Source organism: Motilibacter rhizosphaerae (assembly GCF_004216915.1).
Lineage (GTDB): Bacteria > Actinomycetota > Actinomycetes > Motilibacterales > Motilibacteraceae > Motilibacter > Motilibacter rhizosphaerae.
This window is the reverse complement of record NZ_SGXD01000001.1, coordinates 371,737-394,600: the sequence shown is the minus strand read 5'-3', so window position 1 is coordinate 394,600 and position 22,864 is coordinate 371,737. Positions and strand designations below refer to the sequence as shown.

At 73.4% G+C, this 22,864-nt stretch carries 20 protein-coding genes; 15 read left to right on the top strand and 5 right to left on the bottom strand.

Features of this window, described 5'->3' with window-relative positions; all coding sequences use genetic code 11:
* Window positions 1-730: 730 nt before the first annotated feature.
* Genes EV189_RS01810 through EV189_RS01790 form a run of 5 tightly spaced genes read left to right on the top strand, consistent with a single transcriptional unit; the run spans window position 731 to window position 6,723 of the window.
* Window positions 731-1,012, top strand: a complete 282-nt coding sequence (locus EV189_RS01810) for a hypothetical protein (RefSeq protein ID WP_130491236.1) — start codon at window positions 731-733, stop codon at window positions 1,010-1,012.
* On the top strand, window positions 1,009-1,725 hold the full coding sequence (locus tag EV189_RS01805; protein ID WP_130491235.1) for a TnsA-like heteromeric transposase endonuclease subunit: 717 nt from the start codon (window positions 1,009-1,011) through the stop codon (window positions 1,723-1,725). The genes EV189_RS01810 and EV189_RS01805 overlap by 4 nt, the downstream gene beginning before the upstream one ends.
* Entirely contained in the window at window positions 1,722-3,938 is a 2,217-nt protein-coding gene (locus EV189_RS01800) for a helix-turn-helix domain-containing protein (RefSeq protein WP_130491234.1), read from the top strand. Before EV189_RS01805 ends, EV189_RS01800 begins: the two co-directional genes overlap by 4 nt.
* A complete protein-coding gene (locus EV189_RS01795; RefSeq protein ID WP_130491233.1) occupies window positions 3,935-5,017 on the top strand; it encodes an ATP-binding protein in 1,083 nt (360 codons plus the stop codon). Before EV189_RS01800 ends, EV189_RS01795 begins: the two co-directional genes overlap by 4 nt.
* Window positions 5,014-6,723, top strand: coding sequence for a TniQ family protein (locus tag EV189_RS01790; protein WP_165400074.1), 1,710 nt, complete (start codon window positions 5,014-5,016; stop codon window positions 6,721-6,723). Before EV189_RS01795 ends, EV189_RS01790 begins: the two co-directional genes overlap by 4 nt.
* A gap of 748 nt (window positions 6,724-7,471) precedes the next feature.
* Here the strand turns inward: EV189_RS01790 and EV189_RS01785 are convergent.
* Complete coding sequence (locus tag EV189_RS01785; protein WP_231115976.1) at window positions 7,472-8,473, bottom strand: glycoside hydrolase family 5 protein; 1,002 nt, start codon at window positions 8,471-8,473, stop codon at window positions 7,472-7,474.
* Window positions 8,474-8,754: 281 nt separating this feature from the next.
* On the opposite strand from EV189_RS01785, the gene EV189_RS01780 reads away from it, so the two are divergent.
* Complete coding sequence (locus EV189_RS01780) at window positions 8,755-10,143, top strand: ricin-type beta-trefoil lectin domain protein (RefSeq protein ID WP_130491901.1); 1,389 nt, start codon at window positions 8,755-8,757, stop codon at window positions 10,141-10,143.
* A gap of 80 nt (window positions 10,144-10,223) precedes the next feature.
* Here EV189_RS01780 and EV189_RS01775 read toward each other — a convergent pair whose 3' ends face one another.
* Window positions 10,224-11,993 carry a glycoside hydrolase family 35 protein gene (locus tag EV189_RS01775; protein WP_231115974.1) on the bottom strand — a complete coding sequence of 590 codons (1,770 nt, stop codon included), beginning with the start codon at window positions 11,991-11,993 and terminating at the stop codon, window positions 10,224-10,226.
* A 70-nt stretch (window positions 11,994-12,063) separates the two neighbouring features.
* Between EV189_RS01775 and EV189_RS01770 the strand changes: the two genes are divergently transcribed.
* The 5 genes from EV189_RS01770 (at window position 12,064) to EV189_RS20900 (ending at window position 16,703) form a co-directional block, all read left to right on the top strand.
* Window positions 12,064-12,990: a carbohydrate ABC transporter permease gene (locus EV189_RS01770; protein WP_130491230.1), complete on the top strand. Its 927-nt coding sequence runs from the start codon at window positions 12,064-12,066 to the stop codon at window positions 12,988-12,990.
* Window positions 12,987-13,868 carry a carbohydrate ABC transporter permease gene (locus tag EV189_RS01765; protein ID WP_130491229.1) on the top strand — a complete coding sequence of 294 codons (882 nt, stop codon included), beginning with the start codon at window positions 12,987-12,989 and terminating at the stop codon, window positions 13,866-13,868. Before EV189_RS01770 ends, EV189_RS01765 begins: the two co-directional genes overlap by 4 nt.
* Window positions 13,869-13,913: 45 nt before the next feature.
* Window positions 13,914-15,290, top strand: a complete 1,377-nt coding sequence (locus EV189_RS01760) for an ABC transporter substrate-binding protein (protein WP_130491228.1) — start codon at window positions 13,914-13,916, stop codon at window positions 15,288-15,290.
* A 157-nt stretch (window positions 15,291-15,447) separates the two neighbouring features.
* A complete protein-coding gene (locus tag EV189_RS01755) occupies window positions 15,448-16,440 on the top strand; it encodes a LacI family DNA-binding transcriptional regulator (protein WP_130491900.1) in 993 nt (330 codons plus the stop codon).
* A 50-nt stretch (window positions 16,441-16,490) separates the two neighbouring features.
* Window positions 16,491-16,703 (top strand): DeoR family transcriptional regulator, encoded by a 213-nt coding sequence (locus EV189_RS20900; RefSeq protein ID WP_165400073.1) that lies wholly within the window; start codon window positions 16,491-16,493, stop codon window positions 16,701-16,703.
* A gap of 7 nt (window positions 16,704-16,710) precedes the next feature.
* On the opposite strand, the gene EV189_RS01745 is transcribed toward EV189_RS20900, so the two are convergent.
* Window positions 16,711-17,886 (bottom strand): epoxide hydrolase family protein, encoded by a 1,176-nt coding sequence (locus EV189_RS01745; protein ID WP_130491226.1) that lies wholly within the window; start codon window positions 17,884-17,886, stop codon window positions 16,711-16,713.
* A gap of 111 nt (window positions 17,887-17,997) precedes the next feature.
* Here EV189_RS01745 and EV189_RS01740 point away from each other — a divergent pair, with 111 nt between their 5' ends.
* Both EV189_RS01740 and EV189_RS01735 read left to right on the top strand, forming a co-directional pair.
* Window positions 17,998-18,597: a TetR/AcrR family transcriptional regulator gene (locus EV189_RS01740; protein ID WP_231115971.1), complete on the top strand. Its 600-nt coding sequence runs from the start codon at window positions 17,998-18,000 to the stop codon at window positions 18,595-18,597.
* 58 nt (window positions 18,598-18,655) lie between these two features.
* The gene (locus tag EV189_RS01735; protein ID WP_130491224.1) at window positions 18,656-19,027 is read left to right on the top strand and encodes a VOC family protein; all 372 of its coding nucleotides are present in this window, start codon (window positions 18,656-18,658) and stop codon (window positions 19,025-19,027) included.
* A 1-nt stretch (window position 19,028) separates the two neighbouring features.
* On the opposite strand, the gene EV189_RS01730 is transcribed toward EV189_RS01735, so the two are convergent.
* A complete protein-coding gene (locus tag EV189_RS01730) occupies window positions 19,029-19,421 on the bottom strand; it encodes a hypothetical protein (RefSeq protein WP_130491223.1) in 393 nt (130 codons plus the stop codon).
* A 168-nt stretch (window positions 19,422-19,589) separates the two neighbouring features.
* Between EV189_RS01730 and EV189_RS01725 the strand changes: the two genes are divergently transcribed.
* A complete protein-coding gene (locus tag EV189_RS01725; RefSeq protein ID WP_231115970.1) occupies window positions 19,590-20,228 on the top strand; it encodes a response regulator transcription factor in 639 nt (212 codons plus the stop codon).
* A gap of 1 nt (window position 20,229) precedes the next feature.
* Window positions 20,230-21,975: a sensor histidine kinase gene (locus EV189_RS01720; protein ID WP_130491221.1), complete on the top strand. Its 1,746-nt coding sequence runs from the start codon at window positions 20,230-20,232 to the stop codon at window positions 21,973-21,975.
* Here EV189_RS01720 and EV189_RS01715 read toward each other — a convergent pair.
* Window positions 21,972-22,808: a DUF2127 domain-containing protein gene (locus EV189_RS01715; RefSeq protein WP_130491220.1), complete on the bottom strand. Its 837-nt coding sequence runs from the start codon at window positions 22,806-22,808 to the stop codon at window positions 21,972-21,974. The genes EV189_RS01720 and EV189_RS01715 overlap by 4 nt on opposite strands.
* Window positions 22,809-22,864 lie beyond the last annotated feature (56 nt).

The window sequence follows — 22,864 nt, the reverse complement described above, 5'->3', positions numbered from 1 at the left end:
ACGAATTCCATGGTTGACGGCATGGAACGGCGCATGATAGGGGCTGGTGATCTAGCGTGGCACCTGGCAACCCGTCCCGAGGCGAGCAGCCAGCGGCTTCCGACGGGGAACAGGTCCGGACGGCGTCATGGCGTCGACCGCGACGGGTTCGACGCCATGCGCTTGGCGAAGTCGGGTGGAGCCGACTAGCCGGGCCTCACTGCCGAGATCAGCGACCAGGAGACCAGGAACCATCGTGACACCTCTCGCGGTGGCGCGCAAGCGCGCGCCCATCCCGCCGTCCGGGACAGCCGAGCGCACGTCGCTCGCCCTTCCCGCCCCGTCGCCCGCCGCGGCGCCCGCCGTCATGCCGCCCCGCCCCGTCGTCACCCCGACGCTCCCGCTCCCGGGTGACCGTCCGCGGCGTGAGACCCCGGCCCGGGCTGTGGCCGCGGCGTCCCCCGGGGACCGGGCGCCCGTGCGGGGCCGGGGCCACGCAGCCGCCGTGGACCCCCTCCTGACTCACCCGGCGCTCTGACCGCCGCCGTCCCGCGGGCCCGTTCCCGCGGGACGGCGCCCGCCGACGTCCCTCCGGCCGTAACCGCTGGCCCCTGCCGGCAGCGGCCAGCAGGGGCGCGTCTGCCTGCCCCGCTCACGCCCGTCCACGACCCGGCGTCCACGACCCGGCAGCCACGACCTCGCGGCCGCAACCGCGGCGACCCAACCCCGCCGACCCCTCAGGGAGATCACGATGCCCAGGCACAACAGCACCGAGAAGCGAGCCGCCCGGCTCGTCCAGGAGATCACCGGCGAGCCGTACACGGTGTGCCTCAACGCCGTGCGCGCCCGGTCCCTCGCCCCGCTCGCCGCCCGCGGCGTCCCCCGGAACGTCCTCGACGAGGTCGAGGACGAGCTCGAGGACGCCTACGGGCTGATCCTCGACCTTCCCGCGGGCGCCGCCCCCGGTCCGGTGGCGTTCCGTGAGCCGCCGGTCGCCGGCGGCCGCGCGGTCGTCCGGGGGGAGGAGCCGTGACCGGGCCGGCGTACCTGCCGTTGGTGCTCCTCCGCGGACGCGACGGGGCGTCGCGGCACGTGCGACTCGAGGACGTGACCGCGGCCGAGATCGCCGCCGGGAATCCGGTGCGGCGGATCGTCGGTCGGAAGGGGGCGCCCAACATCCCGGGCGACTACTGGAGCGAGAAGGACGGCCGGCACCTGCCGTTCGAGTCGCAGCTCGAGCTCAGCCGGCTGCTGCTCGGGGAGCACGACCCCGACGTGACCGCGATGCTCACCCAGCCTTTCGTCTTCCTCCGCCCCGACGGGGGGCGCGCCGCAACCCCGGACATCCTCCTCGTCCGCCGCGGCGGGGGCGCGACGGTCGTGGACGTCGTCCGCCGCGACGCCCTGACCCGGCCGCGGCTGCGGGAGCGCGCACGGCAGGTCGGCGCCGCGCTCCGCGCCCGCGGCTGGGACCACGAGGTGTGGACCGGCGCCGACCCGTTGGTCGTGTCGAACGTCCGGTTCCTCTCCGGGTACCGCTGGGCCGACCGGATCGACCCGGCGTCCCTCGCCGTCGCCCGGGGCGCGACCGGGGCGCCGACGACGTTCCGCCTCGCCCTCGCCGCCGCCGCCCCCGGGGACGTGCCGCTCCTGCGGCCCGCGCTGCTGCACCTGCTCTGGAATGGGGAGCGCGCCTGCGACCTGACGAAGGTCCTGTGCGGCGACACCGAGATGTGGCCGCGGTGAGCGCCGGGGCAGGGCTCGTCCTCCGCATGGGCGGGCGTGTCGACTGGGACGGCGCGCGCTGGGCCGTGCAAGGGATCGACGGGGCGTCGGTGATCCTCGACGACGGACACGGCACTGTCCGGCAGGTCGCCGTCACCCGGCTCACCGGCGACCTCCTCGTCGACGCGCCCAGCGCAGCCGCGGACGACCAGGGCCACCGGCCCGGCTCCGGGTCAGACGACACCGGCGGCGAGGCTCTCGGGACCGTTTTGGCCGCGCTGCCTCCCGAGGCGCTGGAGCAGGTCCGCGAACGCTCCCGGCACGTCCGCGAGGTCCTGACCGGGTACGGGTCCGGGAGCGCGGAGGTCCCCGCGCCCGGGGAACCGCGGGACGCGTACTTACCAGCACGCCCGCGCCGGGACCGCATGGCGGAGAAGGCCCGCGAGCTCGGCGTCAGCACCAAGACGATCAAGCGGTGGGTCGGCGCCTACCTGGAAGGCGGGCCCGCGGGCCTCGCCGACCGCCGGTTCGGGGCCCGCAGCGGACCCCTCGCCCGCCTGGACCACCGGTGGCTGGACGCCGCGCGCGCCGAGCTGGACGACCTCGAGGAGGAGTCGACCCGGTGGAAGGACACAGTGATCCGCCGGATCGAAGTCGTGCTCTGCCGGAAGTACGGCGTCGACGGCGACGGCCGGTGCGTCGTGCCGCTCCCGTCGCGCGCCACCGCGCACCGGGCGCTGACCGCGCTGTCCCAGGGCCGCGCCTCCTTCACCACGGCGAAGCGTCGGCGCTCGGTAGCGAACTCCCCGCAGGGCGCCTACGGGAAGCTGCGCGCGACCCGCCCCGGCGAGTACGTGCTCCTCGACAGCACGGTCCTCGACGTGTTCGCCGTGGACCCGGTGACGCACAAGTGGGTCCGCTGCGAGTGCACCGTCGCGATCGACCTGTTCTCCGCGTGCATCCTCGGGCTGAAGCTGTCCCCCTGGTCCACCCGCGCGGTCGACGCGTCCCTCGTCCTCTACGAGGTGGTCGTCCCCAACGAGGGGGAGTACGCGGGCGTCCCGAGCTTCGTCGTCGTCGACGCCGACCAGATGGAGACCGGCCGCCCGCTCACTCACAACGAGGAGCGCCGCGGCGTGAACCAGCGGCTCCGCGAGATGGGCGGAGAACTCCCCTCCGTCGCCCCGGAGAACGTGGTCATCGACCACGGCAAGGTCTACCTGTCCGACCTGTTCCTGTCCGCGTGCGCCGCCATCGGCGCCACCGTGCAGCCCGCCCGCCCCCGCACCCCGACGGACAAGGCCAGGGTCGAGCGGTTCTTCCGCACCGTGCACGAGGTCCTGCAGAACCTGCCCGGGTTCAAGGGCTCTGACCCCCTCGCCCGAGGCGTGGACATCGAGAGCAAGGCGTTCTACTACCTCGACGAGCTCGAGGCGATCCTGCGCGAGTGGATCCGCGACTGCTACCACGCCAGGCCCCACGACGGGCTCGCGCTGCCGGAGCGGCCCGGCGTGCCCGTCAGCCCCCGCGACATGCTCAACGTCGGCATCGCCAGGGCCGGGCTCCTCCGGCTGCCCGCCAGTCGCACCCACATCTTCAACTTCCTGCCGACCCGATGGGTCCACATCAAGCACTACGGCATCGAGTTCGACGGCCTGCGCTACAACGGCCCCGCCCTCACCCCCTACCGCGACCAGGCCAGCCCCTACCCCGCGCGGGAGGGCCGGTGGCCGGTGCGCCGCGACCCCGACGACGTCCGGCACGCCTACTTCCAGGACCCGGCCGACAACACGTGGCACCGCCTCCGCTGGGTCCACGCCCCCGAGGTCCCCGCCCCGTTCGGGGAGGAGGTCGTCGCCATCGCGAAGGCGCTCGCCCGTGAGGAACGGCGCGACGTCGAGCCCGTCCTGCTCCGTCTCATCGACGACTGGACGTCCGGCATCGTCGCGACCCGCCCGCAGCGCATTGCCGCCATCCGCTCCGCAGCGGCCCGCGGCGACCTCAAGGCGGCCGCCGTCGTAGCGGCTCCCGTCTCCGGGGACCAGACCCCGGAGGAGTACGTCTACAGCGCCATCGCGCTCGACCCGACCCCCGCTGCCGCGGTTCCCCGGGGCGCGGCAGACGCGCCCCCCGCGACGGGCGCGCCCCTGGCCGACCTCGACCTCCCCGACGAGGAGCGCCGCGGCCCCGCCCCCGACCAGGACGACGACATCGAGCCCATGGAGATGCTGTGACCGCACGCAGGAGCACCGCCCGACGCGCCGCCCCGCCGGCGCCGGAGACGATGGAGGAGCCGCTCAACAGTCGCACCGGATGGCTCGCCGCCGTCAACGAGCAGAAGCCCCCGAAGCCCACCACCATCCCCACCGCCGACCTCGCCGCCGTGTCCCAGCTCGACCTGGCCCGCTACAACCGGGAGCGGCGCGCCTGGCACCAGAACCTCGGCCCGTTCAAGACCCCGTCCCTGCGGCGGGTCCTCGAGGACCTCGACCTCGTCGTCGAGTCCAACAGCGAGGTCAGGCAGAGGATCAGGCCGGCCGTCGCGGTCAGCGGGCAGGCCAACCTCGGAAAGACCACCGCCGTCGTCAGCTACGGCCAGGACCTCCACCGCCGCCGCGTCGCCGAACTCGGCGACCGGACCGCCACCGGCGACGAGCGCGTCCCCGTCTGCTACATCCGGCTCACCGGACAGACGCACCCCCGCACCCTCAACGAGATGCTCTGCATGTTCTACGGGCTTCCCGGCACCAACAGGCAGACCGCCCCCGTCCTCGCCCGCCGCGCCCAGGACGCCATCGCCCGCTGCGAGACCGAGGTCGTCATCCTCGACGACGTCCACTTCGTCCAGCCGACCCACGCCGCCGGCCAGGCCGTCAACAACCACCTCAAGCACCTCGCCGAGACCCTGCCGTGCACGTTCGTGTACGCCGGCATCGACCTCGACCGCTCCAGCGCCCTCCTCGGCGGCGACACCCCCGCCGGCGCCCAGACCCGCCGCCGCTGGACCCTCGTGCCGATGGAGCCGTGGCACCAGTCCGACTCGGACTGGTCACGTGAGTGGCGGCGCCTGCTCTCCGGCATCGAGCAGAACCTCGTCCTCGGCTCCGCGTGGCCCGGGATGCTCCACCGCGACCTCCCCGAGTACCTGTGGGCACGCAGCGCCGGAGTCATCGGAAGCCTCATGACCCTCATCCACCGCGGCTGCCACCTCGCCGTCACGACCCGCGAGGAAGCCCTCAACCGCGACATCCTCGAGCGGGTCCGCCTGGACTACGCCGCCGAGCACACCCGGAAGGACCGCACCAGCTCGTGACGCACGCAGCCATCGCCGTCCGCCTCGCGCCCCTGCCCGGCGAGGCCCTCGACTCCTGGGTCGACGCCTACGCCCACGACCTCCACACCCCCACCGGCGACCTCCTCCGCGCCCTCGGCCTGTCCCGCCTCACCGCCTACCGCGCCCACCGCACCGTCCTCGACGATGCCGAGACCGACGCCCTCGCCGCCACCGCCGGGCTCGACCGCGACGCCGTCACCGCCCTCGCCCTCAACCGGTGGGACGGCGTCGCGCTCCGCATCGACCCGACCACCCTGCTCCCCGACCGCAAGAACCTGTGGACCCGCGGGCGCGGCTCCCGGTTCTGCCCCGCCTGCCTCGACGAGACCGGGGGCCGCTGGAAGCTCTCCTGGCAGCTCGCCTGGGCCGTCGCCTGCCCCGAGCACCGCCTCCTCCTCGCCGACGCCTGCCCCCACTGCGGAAAGGTCCCGCGCTACCGCGACTCCCGCAACTGGCTCGTCCCCGAGCCGGGGGAGTGCGGCTCCCCGTCGACGGACGGACGGAACCGGGGCCGCGCCGCCGACGCCTGCGGCTTCCCGCTCGCCGGCACCCCCGCGCCCGAGCTCCCGGACGCCTCCCCGGTCCTGCATGCCCAGCGCGTCATCGACACGTGGCTGGCCGGCGGCGCCCACCCAGTCGCCGGGGAGACGGTCCCCACCGCCGACGCGTTCACCGACCTCAAGACCCTCGCCGGGTTCGTCCTCGGCAGCATCGAACCCGCCGACGTCCCGCCCGACCACCCCGAACTCCTCGAAGCGGTCACCGCCCTCGCCGCAGCCCGCCTCCCGCGAACCCGCACCTTCACCGCCCCACCGACCGCAGCGCTGACCGCCGCGGCCCTCGCCGTCGCAGCGCCCGCCCTCGACGCGCCCAGCCGCGGCGACGCCGCGACCGGGCTCGAGCTCTACGTCCGCCGCCGCCGCGACCAGGGCAAGCCGATCACCCCCAGCGTCCTGCGCAACCAGATCGGCGCGTCGACCCCGCTGCTCGGCGACATCCTCGTCCTCGCGGCCCGCCCGCTACGCGGGTCCCTCGAACGCGTCCGCGCCCGCGACGACGCCGCCACCGTCACCACCGCGAACGTGCCGCAGCTCTTCTGGCACGACGCGACACCCCACCTCCTCCGCTCCGTCTGCCAGCCCCAGCTCCTCGCCCTCGCCCTCAGCGCCGCCGTCCTCACCAGCGACGGCCGCAACTGGCAACGCGCCCAGCTCGACCTCGGCGTCGACGAGCCCCGCTCCGTCAGTTATGCCTGGGCCTGCATCCGCGACCGCGGACTCCTCGACTTCGCCGAACGGTTCGTCACGTCCGTCAGGCAGACCCTGAGCGACGCGCCGCCCCCCATCGACTACGACCGGCGCCGCCGCCGCTTCCCGGACGTCGACCCCCTCACCGACGACGAGTGGGACAACGTCGTCACAACCACCGGATGGGACCTCCCGCCCGCCGGTTCCCCCCGAGACGCCTACACCGCGATGGCGCTCCACGAGATCCTCACCGGCAGCGACCCGATCGGCCGGACCGGAAACCCCGACTACAGCAAGGGCTTTGTCAACGGTTACCGCACCTTCACCCGCGCCCGGCTCCCCGACGCGGCCCCCGCCCTCCACGAGACCGCCGCCGCCCGACTCGCCCGCGAAGGCATCCACGAACCCGTCACGTGGACCCCGACCGTCGCCCCCTGACACCCCGGCCCCGCGGACGCGCACCCCGGCACCGAGACGCCCCCGTTCCCGGACGGGTCGCCCGGTAGCCCGCTCCGACCCCGGACACCGATAGGGAAGGCGCGACCGCCGCTGCCCATCCGGGAGCCGCGGGCGGTCGGCGACCGGGCCCGAGCCCAAGGAGCGGCCCGGCCAGAACGAGAAGGACGATGCTCACCGTCAGGATCGAGGAACTGCAGCGGAACCCCCACGCCGTCCGCGACCGGCCGTCAGCGAGCCCCTCGCGATCACCCTCGACGAAGTCACCGTCGCCTACATAGGCGGCGCCGGCGGAACGGCCTGACCCAAGGCTACGAGCCGCACAAGGAGGACTTCACCGACAACGGCGCGAGCAGCGACCCCCGGCGCCCCGCCGACGTCGCCGCCGCCCGGGCCGGCTACTGGGCTGGGACAACGACCCCGGCGCGCAACGAACGGCGAGGGAACGGCCTCGGCGTCCCCCGGACGGCTCCCGCTTCGAGCGGCAACAGGCGAATCCCGCGCACAGACCAATCGCTCCGGACTCTCACCGCACCGTGCCCCTCGGCACCTTCTCGAGTACCGCCGCCGGCCCCTCGCGGACGCCCCGACGCCACCTGCCCAACAAGAACAACTCTGGTGAGACAACCGTCGGACAAGAGCTCGAGACGAGCCGCCAACTCACGCTCACACGCGGACAAGTGGCTGGGGACCCTATAGGGTGGTGGGCCCGTCCGCGGAGGACGTCCGCTCAGAGCCCCCAGCCCCACCGCAGCTGTGTGACGCCGGAGGCATTGTTCACCGCGAGCCCGGACCCGCTCTGCCTGGTGATGGAGTACGTGTCACCCGACCGCAGCCCCGGCCAGTAGACCAGCCCGATCCCGTTCGCGCGCGCGTAGTCCGTCGTGGCAGCGAAGTACGCGGTGGAGGTGTTGCCGTCCTGCGGGCCGCCGCTGTACTGCAGCCCGGTGGTCATGGGAGCGCCCGCCTCGTCGATGACCGTGCGAGAGCCGCAGCTCCCGATGCGCCCGCTGAGGTTGGTGGTCCAGGCGGAGCGGGTCGTGTCGTTCGCCCAGTAGCCGTAGAAGTGCAGGGCCAGCAGGGTTCCTGACAGCGCGCTCGCGGCGCAGACCCCGGTGACGTCGTCGTCGTAGCCAGTGCCGCTGACGAGCACCCGGCCGCGCGGGACGCTCGCGTGGCGGGAGAGCCATCCGGAAGCGACCGAGGTCCACGCGCTGAGGCTGTAGCCGAACGGCTCGTTCATCGGTTCGAAGGACACGCCGCTGTCGCTGCCGTAGTCCGTGACCACGGTGTCCCACATGGCGTTCCAGGCGGCCGTGTCGTCGATCGTGCCGTCCTTGCTGGTGTCAGCCTCCCAGTAGCCCAGGACCACGCTCATGCCCCGGGCGCGCGCCTCGTCGATCGCCCCCTTGTAGCTCGCCCACCAGGACGAACTGACGGACTGGGGGTTCACGGGCAGCCGCACGGTGTTCGCCCCGAGCTGGGACTGGAAGCCGCCGAGGATGCCGGCGGCCTTGCTGCGCACCGTCGCGTACGTGTCGGACGCGGTCAGTCCGGTCGGGATCACCCACCCGGCGACGTAGTTGTCGCGGGCGTCAGCCCAGTTGACGCCGCGGATGCCGCTGGTCGCCGCGGCCGCGTCGGGGGCGCCGACCGCGGTGACCAGGGGCGCCGCGAGCAGGGCCGCTGCGGCGGAGGTGAGCAGCCGGACGCGGGTACGCGGAGGTAGCACGGAGTCTCCCTCGACTCGAGCGCGTGGCGACGAGGACGTCGCTGCTGCTTGGCATGTTTGCGCAAACAGCCTCACGAGTGTGTGCTGCGCCGACACGGGCTGTCAAGGCCGGCCCCGGAGGCCCCTTGCTCCGAGAAGCACACGAACCGGACGCGGCGCCGTCTTGACGCGCCGCCACAGAGGAGCGACCATGACCGCTGTTTACGCAACCATGACTCAAGGAGGAGCTCGTGATCCGTACCCCCCGCCTCGCTCCGCGCTTGCGGCGAGCGGCTGTCGCGATGACGGCCGCGGCCGTCGTCCTCGGCCCTGCCGCCGTCGCCTCGGCCAGCCATCTCGAGGTCCCGAAGGCCGGCACCAACGACTTCCGCGGCGTCAACTGGGCCGACCCGCGGGACAACTACGCCAGCGATGCCGTCGTCCCCAGTGGCCTCTCGACGGCCGACAGCTACCGGACGGTCTACGCGAAGGCTCGCGACATCACCAAGGGGTTCGAGCGCAACCTCGGCGCGAACACCCTGCGCCTGCCCGTCAACCCGGCGAGCGTGGGTACCGCATGGTGGGACTCGTACCGCGGCGCGATCGACGCTGCGACCGACCGCGGGGACAAGGTCATCCTCAGCTACTGGGAGGCCGACACCAGCAAGGACGGCAAGGTCGACGACACCGCGGCGTGGAACACCATGTGGGACACCGTGGTGGAGGCGTACGAGGGCAACCCGCGCGTCTACTTCGAGCCGATGAACGAACCCCACGGCTACACGCTCGCGCAGTGGGTCTCCGTCACGTCGGGCTGGCTCGCCCGCCACGCTGACGTCCCCCGCGGCCGCGTCGTCATCTCCGGCACGGGCTACAACGACGACGTCACCGGCGTAGGCGGCACAGCGGCCCTCGACGGGACTCTGCTGTCGCTGCACTTCTACGGTTTCTGGGGCAGCGCGACGACCGAGGCCGAGTGGGTCGCCAACCTCGAGCCGCGCATCGGCGCGTACTCAGGGCGCACGATCATCGACGAGGCAGGCTCTCCGATGACCACCGGGCTGAACTACGGCGCGCACGACGGCAACACGTCCACCGCCTACTTCGCCGCGACGACGGACATCGCCCGTGCGCGCCACATGGGCATCGTCTACTGGCCCGGCCTGCGCACCGGCGACTCGTACTCCATCGAGTCGCTGACGACGAGCGGGAAGCTCATCGACAACAACGCCAGCGGCGTCGCGCAGCTGCGCTGGGGCTGGGGCTACGGCACGCACGAGCCGGTCAACGACCTGCCGGCCGCTCCTCCCGGTGGTCCCGTCACCAACGTCGCCGCGGGACGCTGCCTCGACGTGCCCGGCTTCGCCACCACGCCGGGTACGGCGCTCGACCTGTGGGAGTGCAACGGCGGGGGCAACCAGGCCTTCGACGTGACGGCAGCGGGCGAGCTGCGCATCTACGGCGGCAGCTGCGTCCAGCCGGTCGCGGGGACTGCGGGCAGCGCGGCGGAGATCCGGCCCTGCGACGGTTCCGCGGCCCAGCACTGGCAGGTGCAGGAGAGCGGCGCGATCGCGAGCGTCGGCTACCCGGGCCTGTGCCTCGAGACCGTGGGCGGCGGCACCGGCAACGGCACCGCGGTCGAGGTCGGCACCTGCGACGGGCGGTCGGGGCAGAGCTGGTCCACCAGCTGAGCCAGGCGCACGAGCGCGGCGGCCGGGCCGGGGAGCGTCCCCGACCCGGCCGCCGTCGTGCGCGAGACCGGCCGGGCGGCTCAGGCCTCGGTGTGGCCGAGGCGCAGTCCCTCCACGAACGACACGGAGTCGCGCGCGGCGTGGAGCTCGAGCAGTACCAGCTCGTTGCCGCGCTCGCGGACGACGGGGCCGGGCACGTACAGCGTCGTCTGCGGTCCGCGCGACCAGTAGCGGCCGAGCGGCCAGCCGTTGACCCATGCCACGCCCTTGCCCCAGCCGGAGGTGTCGAGGAACAGGTCCGCCGGAGCGCTCGCGACGTCGAAGGTGGTGCCCACGAGGACCGGCCCAGCGCTCAGTGCTGACCGCGGTCCTGGCGCCCCGGACAGCGCCTCGGCCGCACGGTCCAGCTCCAGCGGCATGACCTCCCAGTCCCGCAGGGGCGCGCCGTCGACGCGGGCCGGCCCGACCAGGCCCTTCGCCTCGCCGATGCGTGCGCCGTAGTTGACCCGGCCCTGGTCCTCCACCAGCAGCTCGAGGACCTCCCCAGGCGGGAGGGACAGCCTCCGCTCGTGCGAGTCGCGGGCCAGGACCCCCACTGGGCGGCCGTCCACGCTGACCAGGGCGCGGTCGCGCACCTCACCCAGCTCGAGCACACCACCTGCACCGTGCGGCAGTCGCGTGCGGTAGACCGCGAAGCCGGACCAGTGGCCGAGGTCGTCGAAGGACGGCAGCCTGGTCCCCCGCCGCCAGGTGCCCAGCTCGCCCAGGGCGTCGGACAGGGCGCGTACGCGCTGCACCGGCACCCGGAGGGCGGGAGCGGGAGCGGCGGGAGCGATCTCCTCGTCCGGGACGACGGTGTGGCGTGCGAGCACCTCGCGGAACGCCCAGAACTTCGCGGTGGGGTGCCCGGCCTCGTCGAGCGGCGCGTCGTAGTCGTAGCTCGTCACCGTCGGCCGGTAGACGCCCTTGTCGTTGGCGCCGTTGGTGAAGCCGAAGTTCGTGCCGCCGTGCAGCATGTAGAGGTTGACCGACGCACCGAGGGAGAGCAGCTCGTCGAGGTCGGCGGCGGACTGCTGGGCATCGGTCGTGTGGTGGTGCTCGCCCCACGCGTCGAACCACCCGTTCCAGAACTCCGCGCACATCAACGGGCCTGTCGGCTGGTGCCGCCGCAACGTCGCCAACCGCTCGGCAGGGCGCGAGCCGAACGACGCGGTCTTGTGCAGCTCGGGGAGGCTGCCCGCCGCCAGCATCTCGTCCGTGGGCTGGTCGACCGTGGTGTACGGCACCGTGAGCCCGACCCGCTGGTACAGCTCCACCAGGTGGCGCAGGTAGTCCTGGTCCGCGCCGTACGCGCCGTACTCGTTCTCCACCTGCACGAGCGCGATGGGCCCGCCGGCCTCGACCTGGCGGGGCACGAGCACGGGTGCGAGCCGCTCGAGGTACGCGTCGACCGCGGCGAGGTAGCGCTCCTCGTGGCCGCGCACACCGGTGGCGGGGTCGCGGAAGAGCCACGCGGGCAGGCCTCCTCCGTCCCACTCGGCGCAGATGAAGGGGCCGGGCCGCACGATCGCGAGCAGTCCCGCAGCGTGCACGAGGTCGAGGAAGCGACCGAGGTCGAGGCCTCCGGAGAGGTCGAACACGTCGGGGTCCGGCGCGTGCGCGTTCCACGCCACGTAGGTCTCGACGGTGTTGAGACCCAGCAGGCGCGCCTTGCGGATCCGGTCCTCCCACTGGTCGGGGTGCACGCGGAAGTAGTGCAGGGCGCCCGACAGGATCCGGAAGGGCTTGCCGTCGAGGAGGAAGTCCTGCTCGCCGATCTCGAACGTGCGGGCCATCGCGGTCCTTCGCATGGAGGGCTTGTATGTTGACGTAAACACGCTACTCTGCCGAAGACGGTTGCGTAAACATGGTGGAGGGTCGATGGCGCCCACAGTCCTCGCGGAACGCTCGGCACCACCCGTGGCAGTGCGGACCCGACGGAGCAAGCGGTCCTGGACCGGGTGGCTGTTCGTCGGGCCGTTCGTGCTGGTCCTCGTGGCGATGCTGCTCGTCCCCATCGGCTACGCGTTCTTCCTCAGCCTGCACCGCAAGCAGCTCATCGGCGGCAACCACCTCGTGTGGTTCTCGAACTACGAGGAGGTGCTGCACGACAGCGACTTCTGGCACGCCTTCCTGCGCGCCCTGCTCTTCCTCGCCGTGCAGGTGCCGGTGATGCTCGGGCTGGCGCTCGTCGCCGCGCTCGCGATCGACAGTGCGAAGCTCTTCCTGCCGTCGTTCTTCCGGATCGCGCTCTTCCTGCCCTACGCCGTGCCGGGGGTGGTCGCCGCGCTGATCTGGGGCTTCATCTACGGACCCCGCTTCGGGCTCACCGGCTCGCTCAACGACGCGCTCGGCTCAGCGGTGCTCCACCCCTTCAGCCCGAAGGTCGTGCTGGCCTCCATCGGCAACGTCGTGACGTGGGAGTACCTCGGCTACAACATGCTGATCTTCTACTCTGCACTGCGCATCGTCCCTGGCGAGCTGTACGAAGCAGCGGAGATCGACGGCGCCGGCGCCCTCCGGACGATCGTCTCGGTCAAGCTCCCAGCCCTGCGCGGAGCGATCGTCATCGCCACGATCTTCTCGATCATCGGCAGCTTCCAGCTCTTCAACGAGCCCAACCTGCTCAAGGTGTTCGCCCCCAACGTCATCGGGACGGCGTTCACCCCGAACATGTACGCCTACAACCTCTCCTTCGCCGGCCAGCAGTACAACTACTCAGCCACCGTCGCGATCGTCATGGGCGTCATCACCGCCGTCATCGCCTACACCGTGCAGGCACGCGGCACCCGCGAGGAGGACCGATGAGCATCGCCGCGCACCGCGCGTCCGCCCGCCGCTCCCCGAGGCAGCGCAAGTCCCTCGCGCTGACGGCTGTCATGGCGCTGTTCGTCACCTACTCCTTCGTCCCCCTCGCCTACCTCGTCATCAACGCGACGAAGTCCCAGGACTCCTTGCTGTCCAGCTTCGGGTTGTGGTTCGGCGACTTCCGGCTCTTCGGCAACATCCGCGAGACGCTGACCTACGACCACGGCATCTTCCTGCACTGGCTCGGCAACACCTTGCTCTACGTCGTGCTCGGCGCGGGTGGGGCGACCGTGCTCGCCACCGTCGCGGGCTACGGCATGGCGAAGTACGCCTTCCCCGGCCGCCGTGCGGTGTTCGCCGTGGTGCTGGGCGCCATCGCGATCCCCGGGACAGCGCTGGCGGTGCCGACCTTCCTGCTGTTCAGCAAGATCGGGCTGACCAACACGCCGTTCGCCATCATCCTGCCCTCGCTCGTGAGCCCGTTCGGCCTCTACCTCATCTGGACCTACGCCGTGGACGCGGTCCCCGGTGAGCTGCTCGAGGCGGCCCGCCTCGACGGCGCCGGGGAGATCCGCATCTTCTTCACCATCGCGGTGCGCCTGCTCTCCCCGGGCATCGTGACCGTGCTGCTCTTCGCCGTGGTCGCCACGTGGAACAACTACTTCCTGCCGCTCATCATGTTGAGCAACCCGAAGTGGTATCCGCTGACGGTCGGGCTCAACCAGTGGAGCGCCCAGGCCACCGGAGTGGCGGCGCACCCCATCTACAACCTCGTGGTGACCGGCTCCCTGCTCACCATCCTGCCGATCGTCGCGGCGTTCCTGCTGCTGCAGCGCTACTGGCAGTCCGGCCTGTCGGCCGGCAGCGTCAAGCAGTAGACCCCTTCCCCATCCCACCCCGCACAACGAAGTGGAGGGACACCCATGTCCCGCAAGACCCGCACGTCCGTCGGCCTCGTCGGGCTGGCGACCGCCGCCAGTCTGGCGCTCGCGGCCTGTGGCAGCAGCAGTGGCTCGGACACCGCAAGCTCCACGAGCAGCGGCGGTTCTGCCGCTGCTGCAGGGGCTGGCGGCTCCGACAAGCTCGCCGCCGCGCTGCAGAAGGGCGGCGAGCTCACCTACTGGACCTGGACACCTTCGGCCCAGGCACAGGTGAAGGCCTTCGAGGCGGCGTACCCCAAGGTCAAGGTGAACCTCGTCAACGCCGGCACCGGCAACGACGAGTACACGAAGCTGCAGAACGCCGTGAAGGCCGGCTCGGGCGCTCCCGACGTCGCGCAGATCGAGTACTTCGCGCTCCCTCAGTTCGCCCTCTCGGACTCGCTGCTGGACCTCTCGGGCTACGGCTTCTCCAGCCTCGCCGACCGGTACGGCGCGGGCACCTTCGGCTCCGTCAGCATCGGCGGGAAGGTCTACGGCCTCCCGCAGGACTCGGGGCCCATGGCCCTGTTCTACAACAAGAAGGTCTTCGCCAAGGACGGCGTCGCCGTCCCGAAGACCTGGGACGAGTACGTCGCCGCCGCCAAGAAGATCCACGCGGCCGACCCGAAGGCGTACATCACGTCCGACACCGGCGACGCCGGTATGACGACGAGCCTCATCTGGCAGGCCGGCGGGCGCCCGTTCCGGACCGACGGCACGAAGGTGAGCGTCGACCTGCAGGACCCGGGCACGAAGAAGTGGACCGCGGTCTGGAGCCAGCTCATCCAGGGCAAGCTGCTCTCGCCGACCCCGGGTTGGACGGACGACTGGTACAAGCAGCTCGGCAACGGGCAGATCGCCTCGCTCGTCACCGGGGCATGGATGCCCGGGGTGCTGGAGGGTTCGGTCAAGGCGGCGAGCGGTGACTGGGCGGTCGCGCCCATCCCGACCTACGACGGCAAGCCCGTCACGGCCAACAACGGCGGCAGCGCCGAGTCCGTCATGAAGCAGAGCAAGACCCCTGACCTCGCCGCCGCGTTCCTCAAGTGGCTGAACGCCAGCCCGGACAGCATCAAGGTGTTCCTCGCGAACGGCGGCTTCCCCGCCACCAAGGCCGACCTGTCGTCTCCGGAGTTCGTCGCCACCAAGCCGGCCTACTTCTCCGGCCAGGCCATCAACGAGGTGCTGCAGGGCGCGGCGAACACCGTGTCCGCGGGCTGGAACTACCTGCCCTACCAGGTCTACGCCAACAGCGTCTTCGGGGACACCGTGGGCAAGGCGTACCAGGGCGGCGGCAGTCTCGACGACGGGCTGAAGGCCTGGCAGGACGCGATCGTGAAGTACGGCAAGCAGCAGGGCTTCGACGTGACGGCGACGTGACGGGGCGGGGCGGCCCGACTTCGTTCGGGTCGCCCCCTTACTGGCGCCGCCCGGGCATACTGACGGCCGGAGTCCAGGGAAGGGGGGCGGTGCCACCGTGACGGTGCCCGAGCAGGCGCAGCAGCGGACCCGCCCCGAGCGGGTGCGCCGCGTCTCGATGGCGGACGTCGCGAAGCTCGCGGGCGTCTCGTCGCAGACGGTCTCCCGGGTCTCCAACGGGCACGCCGGAGTCGTCGAGTCGACGCGCCAGCAGGTCCTCGCCGCGATGTCCGAGCTGGGCTACCGCCCCAACGGGGCCGCCCGGGCGCTGAAGTGGGGATCGTTCCGGACGATCGGCGTGATCCTCTCGAACCTCGTGACCACCGGCAACGTCCGCACGGTGGACGCGATCGCCCACTCGGCGGCCGAGGCGGGCTACGCCATCACCCTGCTGCCGGTGACCGCGCCGACGCAGGAGCGCGTCCGCGGCGCCTTCACCCGGCTGGGCGAGCTCGCGGTCGATGCCGTGGTCGTCATCATCGAGAACCACCTGCTCGATGCCGCCACGGTCACCCTGCCCCCGGGCGCGAAGGTGGTGGTCGTCGACAGCGACGCCGGCGAGCACTACACCGTGGTCGACACCGACCAGGCCGACGGCACCCGGCAAGCGGTCGAGCACCTGCTGGACCTCGGCCACCGGACCGTCTGGCACGTCGCCGGCCCGGAGGGCTCGTACGCGAGCGGCCGGCGCACGGACGCGTGGAGGGAGGCCCTGCGGCGCCGCCGCAAGCGGGTGCCCCGCGTGCTGCGCGGCGACTGGACGGCCGAGTCCGGCTACGCCGCAGGGCTCGAGCTGGCCCGGGAGCCCTCGTGCACTGCGGTGTTCGTGGCCAACGACCAGATGGCGCTAGGCGTCCTGCGCGCGCTGCACGAGGCCGGCCGCCACGTGCCCGAGGACGTCAGCGTCGTCGGCTTCGACGACGTGCCCGACGCCGCCGGGTACTTCCCGCCGCTGACGACCGTGCACCAGGACTTCACCGAGGTAGGGCGCCTCTGCGTGGAGCGGGTGCTGCAGCAGCTGCACGACGAGGACGTGCCGAGCGGCGCCACCCTCGTCGCCACGCGGCTCGTCGTGCGCAGCAGCACCGCGCCCCCGCCCGCCACGACCTGAGCGTCGTGGCCGGGTCAGCTCGCCCGCCCGTCCACGATCCGAGGAGTGCCGTGCTGCCCGAGCTGCGACGACGCGAGATCCGTGAGCGGGTCGACGCGTCCGGCACCGCGAGCGCCGCGGAGCTGGCCCGGCTGCTGGGGGTGTCCGCGTACACGGTGCGCCGCGACCTCGAGGCGTTGGAGCAGCAGGGCGCGCTCGTCCGCGTGCACGGCGGGGCGGTGTCCCCGCGTCAGGCGGACGAGCTGCGGCTGCGGGACGACTGAGCGTCCCTCAGCCCTGCTTCCCGCCACCCCTGCGCAGGCTGCGCAGGCCCGTCCGCAGCTCCTCCACGAGGAGCTCCGGCTGCTCGAGGGCGGCGAAGTGCCCGCCCCGCGGCGCCTCGCCGTAGTGCACGAGGTCGGGGTACGCGGCCTCGATCCAGCTGCGCGGCAGGCGCGGGACGTCGCGCGGGAACACCGTGACGGCGACCGGCAGCGTCAGCGTCGGCCCGGCGAAGCCGCTCCCCGTGTTCTCCCAGTAGATCCGGGCGGACGACGCCGCGGTGTTGGTGAACCAGTAGAGCGAGATCGCGTCGAGGATGGTGCTGGTGCTGATCGCGTCCTCGGCGAGGCCGGCGTTGTCGGACTTGGACTGGAGCTTGTCGTAGATCCACGCTGCTTGACCCGCGGGGGAGTCGGCGAGCGCGACGCCCACGGTCTGCGGCTTCGTCCCCTGCAGGTGGTTCGCGCCGCCCAGCTCGCCGGTGTAGTGCGCGAGGCTGTCGACGGCGGCCTGCTCCTCGGGCGACAGCGTGCTGGGCAGCTGCGCCGGGACGGCGAACGGCGTGGTGAGGTGGACGCCGAGCAGCCCCTCGGGCCGCAGTGCTCCCAGGGCGGTCGTGACGGCCGCGCCCCAGTCGCCGCCGTGCGCGGCCCAGCGCTCGTACCCGAGCCGGTGCATGAGCTCGGCCCAGGCGCGCGCGATCCGCGGGACGCTCCACCCCGTACCGGTCGGCTTCCCCGAGAACCCGAAGCCCGGCAGCGAGGGGATGACGACGTCGAAGGAGTCGGCGGGGTCGCCGCCGTGCGCCGCGGGGTCGGTGAGGGGCCCGACGAGCTCGAGGTAGTCGGCGACGGAGCCGGGCCACCCGTGCGTGAGCAGGAGCGGCAGCGCGCCGGGGTTCGCCGACCGGACGTGCAGGACGTGGATGTCCAGCCCGTCGATGCTGGTGAGGAACTGCGGCACGCCGTTCAGCCGCTCCTCGAACCGCCGCCAGTCGTAGTCGGTCGCCCAGGTGTCGACGAGCGAGCGCAGGTGCTGGGTGCGCACGCCCTGGGACCAGTCGGGGACGGTCTCCTCGGCGGGCCACCGGGTGCCCAGGAGGCGCTGCCGGAGGTCGGCGAGGTCGGCAGCGGGGATGGAGACGCGGAAGGGGCGGACGAGGGCCGCGGACGCAGGTGAGGTCATGGGAGGACTCCTTGACGGGGGCAGGTCGCTGACGGCGGAGGAGCACGGGCCCGTACTGCACACCGCTGTGCAATCTAGTCCCGTTGCACACCGATGTGCAACCATGGCCGCGTGGACACCGCCCCCGCTCGCCGCCCGCCGGTGAGCGCCACCCGCGACCGCGTCCTCGAGGCCGCGCGCGTCGTCCTCGGCGAGGACCCCGACGCCGGCATGGGCGAGATCGCGTCCGCTGCCGGCGTCGTGCGCCGCACGGTCTACGGGCACTTCCCGTCGCGTACCGAACTGGTGCGCGACCTCGGGCAGCGGGCGGTCGGGGAGATCGCCGCAGTGCTCGACGAGGTCGAGGACGCCGGGCGGCCGGCCGACGAGGTGTGGGCGCGGTTCATCGCCCGGCTGTGGCCCGTCGTGGACCGCTACCGGGTGCTGGTGGTGCTCCGGCGCGGCGAGCACGGACCGGACATCCACGCCCTGCTCGGACCGGTGGAGGAGGTCCTCGCGGGCCTCGTGGCGCGGGGGCAGGCGAGCGGCGTGTTCGGCCGCCACCTGCCGGCGGACGTCCTCAGCCGCATCGCCTGGTCCGCCCTCTTCGCGATCGCCGACCACGAGCTCCCGGAGGGCACTGCGGCCGTCCGGGCGGTGACGGTCACGACCCTGCTCCTGCTCGGGGTGCCCGAGCCCCGCGCCGCCGGGCTCGCGGCCGACGCTGGCTGACGGCGCGGCCACGGCGACGTCCGTGCCTCGAGCGCCCCTCGTGCGCCAGGATCGCGCCATGACCGCCCTCGTCGCGCACCTCGTCGTCGACTGCACCGACGCGTACGCCCTGTCCTCGTGGTGGGGCTCGGTCCTCGACTACCGGGCTGACCCCGACGACCCGAACGAGCCCGGCCACGAGGAGTGCCTGATCGCGTCCGCCGACGGCCGGCGCCGGCTGCTGTTCAAGCAGGTGCCGGACGTCAAGCAGGTGAAGAACAGGCTCCACCTCGACCTCCGCCCGGCGCAGGGCTCACGCGACGAGGAGCTGGAGCGGCTGCTCGGGCTCGGGGCGACCGTGGTCGCCGACCTGAGCCGGCCCGACGGCGGTGGGTGGTTCCTGCTCGCCGACCCCGAGGGCAACGAGTTCTGCCTGCTGCGCAGCGCCTAGCTCACGCGGGTACGCGGTCCCCCCGGCCGTCCGGCGAGAAGAGCAGGACGAGCGCCGCGACCGAGGCGAGGACGAACAGCCCGGCCACCAGCCGCACCCACGCCTGGACGCCGCTGACGAAGAACGCCGGCAGCGAGGTGATGACGTTGATGACGAGCAGCACGGCGCTGGCCCGCAGCGCGCCCCGGCTGCGGGTGCGCCAGGCCAGGGCCAGCAGGGCGACGGTCAGCACCCCGAGCACGAGGGACACGACGAGCACGGCGACCGGGGGACCGGCGCCGTCGTCGCCGGCCGGGATGAAGGCGCCGGGGATGTTGGCGAGCCCGACGAGGATGCCGAGCACGTAGCCCGCCCCCTGCCGGCTCGTGACGGGAACGGTGCTGCTGGTCGTCATGCTGTGCCTCCTCCTCAACCGCGGCGCCACCTGCGCCGCACTCCGAGAGTGCGGCGACCGGCACCGGGGAGGGCAGGGGCGCGCTCCCCGACTCCTCCCGGCGGCTTCCCGGGCAGCAGGGAAGGGATTCCCGGTCCCGTCGAGGCGATGGTGCCCGACGATGGCAGCGTGGCGCTGCGACTCCTGCTGGCCGACGACCACCCGGTCGTCCGCGCCGGCCTGCGCGCCCTCGTCGAGACCCTCGACGGCCTGGAGGTCGTGGGCGAGGCGGCCGACGGGCAGGCGGCTGTGCGCGAAGCCCAGCTGCTGCGTCCTGACGTCGTGCTCATGGACGTGCGGATGCCGGGGCTCGACGGCGTGGAGGCGACGCGGCTGATCCGCGCCCGCGTCCCCGACACCGCCGTGCTCGTGCTGACGATGTACGAGGACGACGCCACCGTCCTCACCGCCCTGCAGGCCGGCGCCCGCGGCTACCTGCTCAAGGACGTCGGCCAGGAGGAGCTCCTCGCCGGCATCCGCGCCGTCGCCGCCGGCCAGGCGGTGTTCGGCCAGGGCGTCGCGTCCCGCGTGCTCGCCCAGCTCGCCGAGCGCCCCGCGGCCCCGGCCGCGTTCCCCGAGCTCACCGAGCGCGAGCGGGCGGTGCTCGAGCTGCTCGCCACCGGGCTGCGGACGGCGGCCATCGCCGAGCGGCTCGCGCTGTCACCGAAGACGGTGAGCAACCACATGACGAGCATCTTCGGCAAGCTGCAGGTCACCGACCGGGCGGGCGCGATCATCCGCGCGCGGCAGGAGGGGCTGGGCGGCTGAGGTGACGGCGTGGGTGCTCGTGGCGATGGCCGTCACCGGCGCGTCGGCGGTCGGCGGCGGAGCGGCGCTCGCCCGGCTGGGCGGCCCCCTCCCCGCGGGAGTGCTGCTCGCGCTGAGCGGCGCGGCGCTCCTCGGCGCGGTCGCCACCGGCGGCGCTGCGCTCCTGCTCGAGCTCACCGGTGTCGTCGCGGCGGCAGCGCTCGTCGCGTACCCCGAGCTCCCCGCCCGCCGACCCGAGGACCGGCTGGCGGCCCTGCTCACGACCGCGGCGCCGCTCGTCCTGCTGCTGAGCGGCAGGTGGGCGACGGGCGAAGTGCTCGGCTGGTGGCGGGGCGCGGTGTGCGGTGCGAGCGCCCTCGTCCTCGCGCTGCACACCTGGTGGCGGCTCGAGCGCAGCAGCGGCCCGGCCCGCTCGACGCTGCTCTGGATGGCCCTGCCGGTCAGCGTCGCCACGCTGGTCCTCGGCGTCGTCACCTTCGTCGCCCCGGTGACCGCGGGGTGGGTCGTGCTCTGCCTCGTCCTGGCGCTGCTGCCCTGGTGCCTGTGGGCCGGAGCCGGGCGCCCGCAGGTGCTCGACGTGCGCGGGCTGGTGGTGGCGACGACGGTGGCCGTGACGACCGTGGCGGTGTACGTCGCGCTGCTCGAGTCCGCCACCTCCCTGGTCGAGCTGGGCAGCGGGAGGCCCGCGACGCCCGGCGCGACCGCCCTGCTCGCGGCGCTCTGCGCGTTCGGCGTCGCTCCCGCGCGGCGCGTCCTGCGCGAGGTCCTCGACGCCGTGCTCTTCGGGCAGCGGCCGGACCCGCTCCGGGCGGCGACGCGCATGGTCGACAGCCTCGGGGACGACCCCGCCTCCGCCCTGGCCGCCGTGCGCGAGTCCCTCGTGCTGCCGTACGCCGCGGTGGCCGTCGACGGGCAGGTCGTCGCCGCGTCGGGGGAGCCCCCGACGACGCAGCGCGCCCTGCCCCTGCCGCTGCGCGACGGGCGGCGCGGGGAGCTGCTCGTCGGCCTGCGCCCGGGCGACCTGCGGATGCACCCCGCGGAGGAGGACGTCCTCCACCTCGTCGCCCCGCTGCTCGCCCAGACCCTGCGCGCGCAGCAGGAGGCCGCGGCCGTCCGCTCCTCGCGCGAGGCCACGGTGCAGGCGGTCGAGGAGGAGCGCCGCCGGCTGCGCCGCGACCTCCACGACGAGCTGGGCCCCCGGCTCTCGGGCATCGCGTTCACCGCCGACGCCGCCCGCAACACGCTGCACCACGACCCCGCGGGCGCGGACGCCCTGCTCGGCACGGTGCGCGCCGAAGCGGTCGCGGCGATCGGCGAGGTGCGCCGGCTGGTCTACGGCATGCGGCCGCCGGCGCTCGACGAGCTCGGTCTGCTCCGCGCGCTGCGCCAGCACGCCGCGACGCTGCGGACGGCGGACGACCGCCCGCTCCGCGTGGAGTTCGAGGTGCCGGGGCTGCCCGAGCTGCCGGCGGCGTGGGAGGTCGCGGCGTACCGCATCGTGGCGGGAGCCCTCGACAACACCGCGCGGCACAGCGGCACGGATGCGGCGACCGTGCGGATGTCGTGCGACGGCGGGCGCCTGCTCGTCGAGGTCGCGGACACCGGCGCCGCCCCGACGGGCTGGAGCCCGGGCGTCGGGGTCTCGTCCATGCGCGAGCGCTCGGCCGAGCTCGGCGGGACGCTCCGCGCCGGCCCCACGCCCGAGGGGTGGCTCGTGCGGTCGGAGATCCCGCTGCCCGTCGGCTAGGCGTGCGGCGCCTCCGCCGACGTGGGCTGCCGGTCGGACATGCCGACGTCCCGGCCGGATCCGAGCCCGCCGCCCTCGCCGGCCGACGCCTCGACCTCGAGCAGGCTCTGGCCGCGCAGCTCCTGCTCGTACGCGCCGGTGCCGCCGCGCACGCCGAACAGGCGCTTGGCCCAGACGAGGTAGACCACGGCGGCGACGTTGATGAGGAACGTCACGACCTTCGTCGCCGTCACGGACTTCGTCAGCTCGTGCACCTCCAGCGGCAGGAACGCCGCCGTGCCGACGACCGTGAGGTACTCGCCCCAGCGCTTCGCGAGCCACAGCCCGACGCCCTCGGTGCCCTCGAGCAGGCCGTAGAGCAGGACGCCGAGCGCGACGAGGTTGAGCGTGCCCTGGCCGGCGTGCAGCGCCTTGGTCGCCTCCTTGACCAGCGTGTTCTGGTCCAGGTCGACGCCGAGCCGGTCGGCAAGCGGGCGGGCCGCCGGCAGCAGGTGGCCGAACGAGTCGCGCAGGGCGCGCTGGGCGCTCGCGAAGCGGTGGATGCCGTACGCCGCGGCGACGAGCACCAGCCCGCGCACGATGCGCTCGACCGCCAGCACGCGCAGGATGACGAGCTGGCGCAGGGCCTTGCCGCGGGCGGGGACGGGGGCCTCGGACGCCGGGCCCGACCCGGCGGGCGCGCCCAGGGCGAAGTCGCCGCAGCGCAGGCACCGCCACGCCTCGCCCAGCGGGGTGTCGGCGTGGAGGCGGGCGGCGAGGGCGGGCTCGGCCGGCGCGTACGTCACATGGCCGTGCCGGCCGCAGTACCGGAGCTCGCGGTTGCGTGGGGACACGCCCACGTCCTACCCGATCGCGTCGTAGCAGCACCAGCGGCACACCGGTGCGGTAC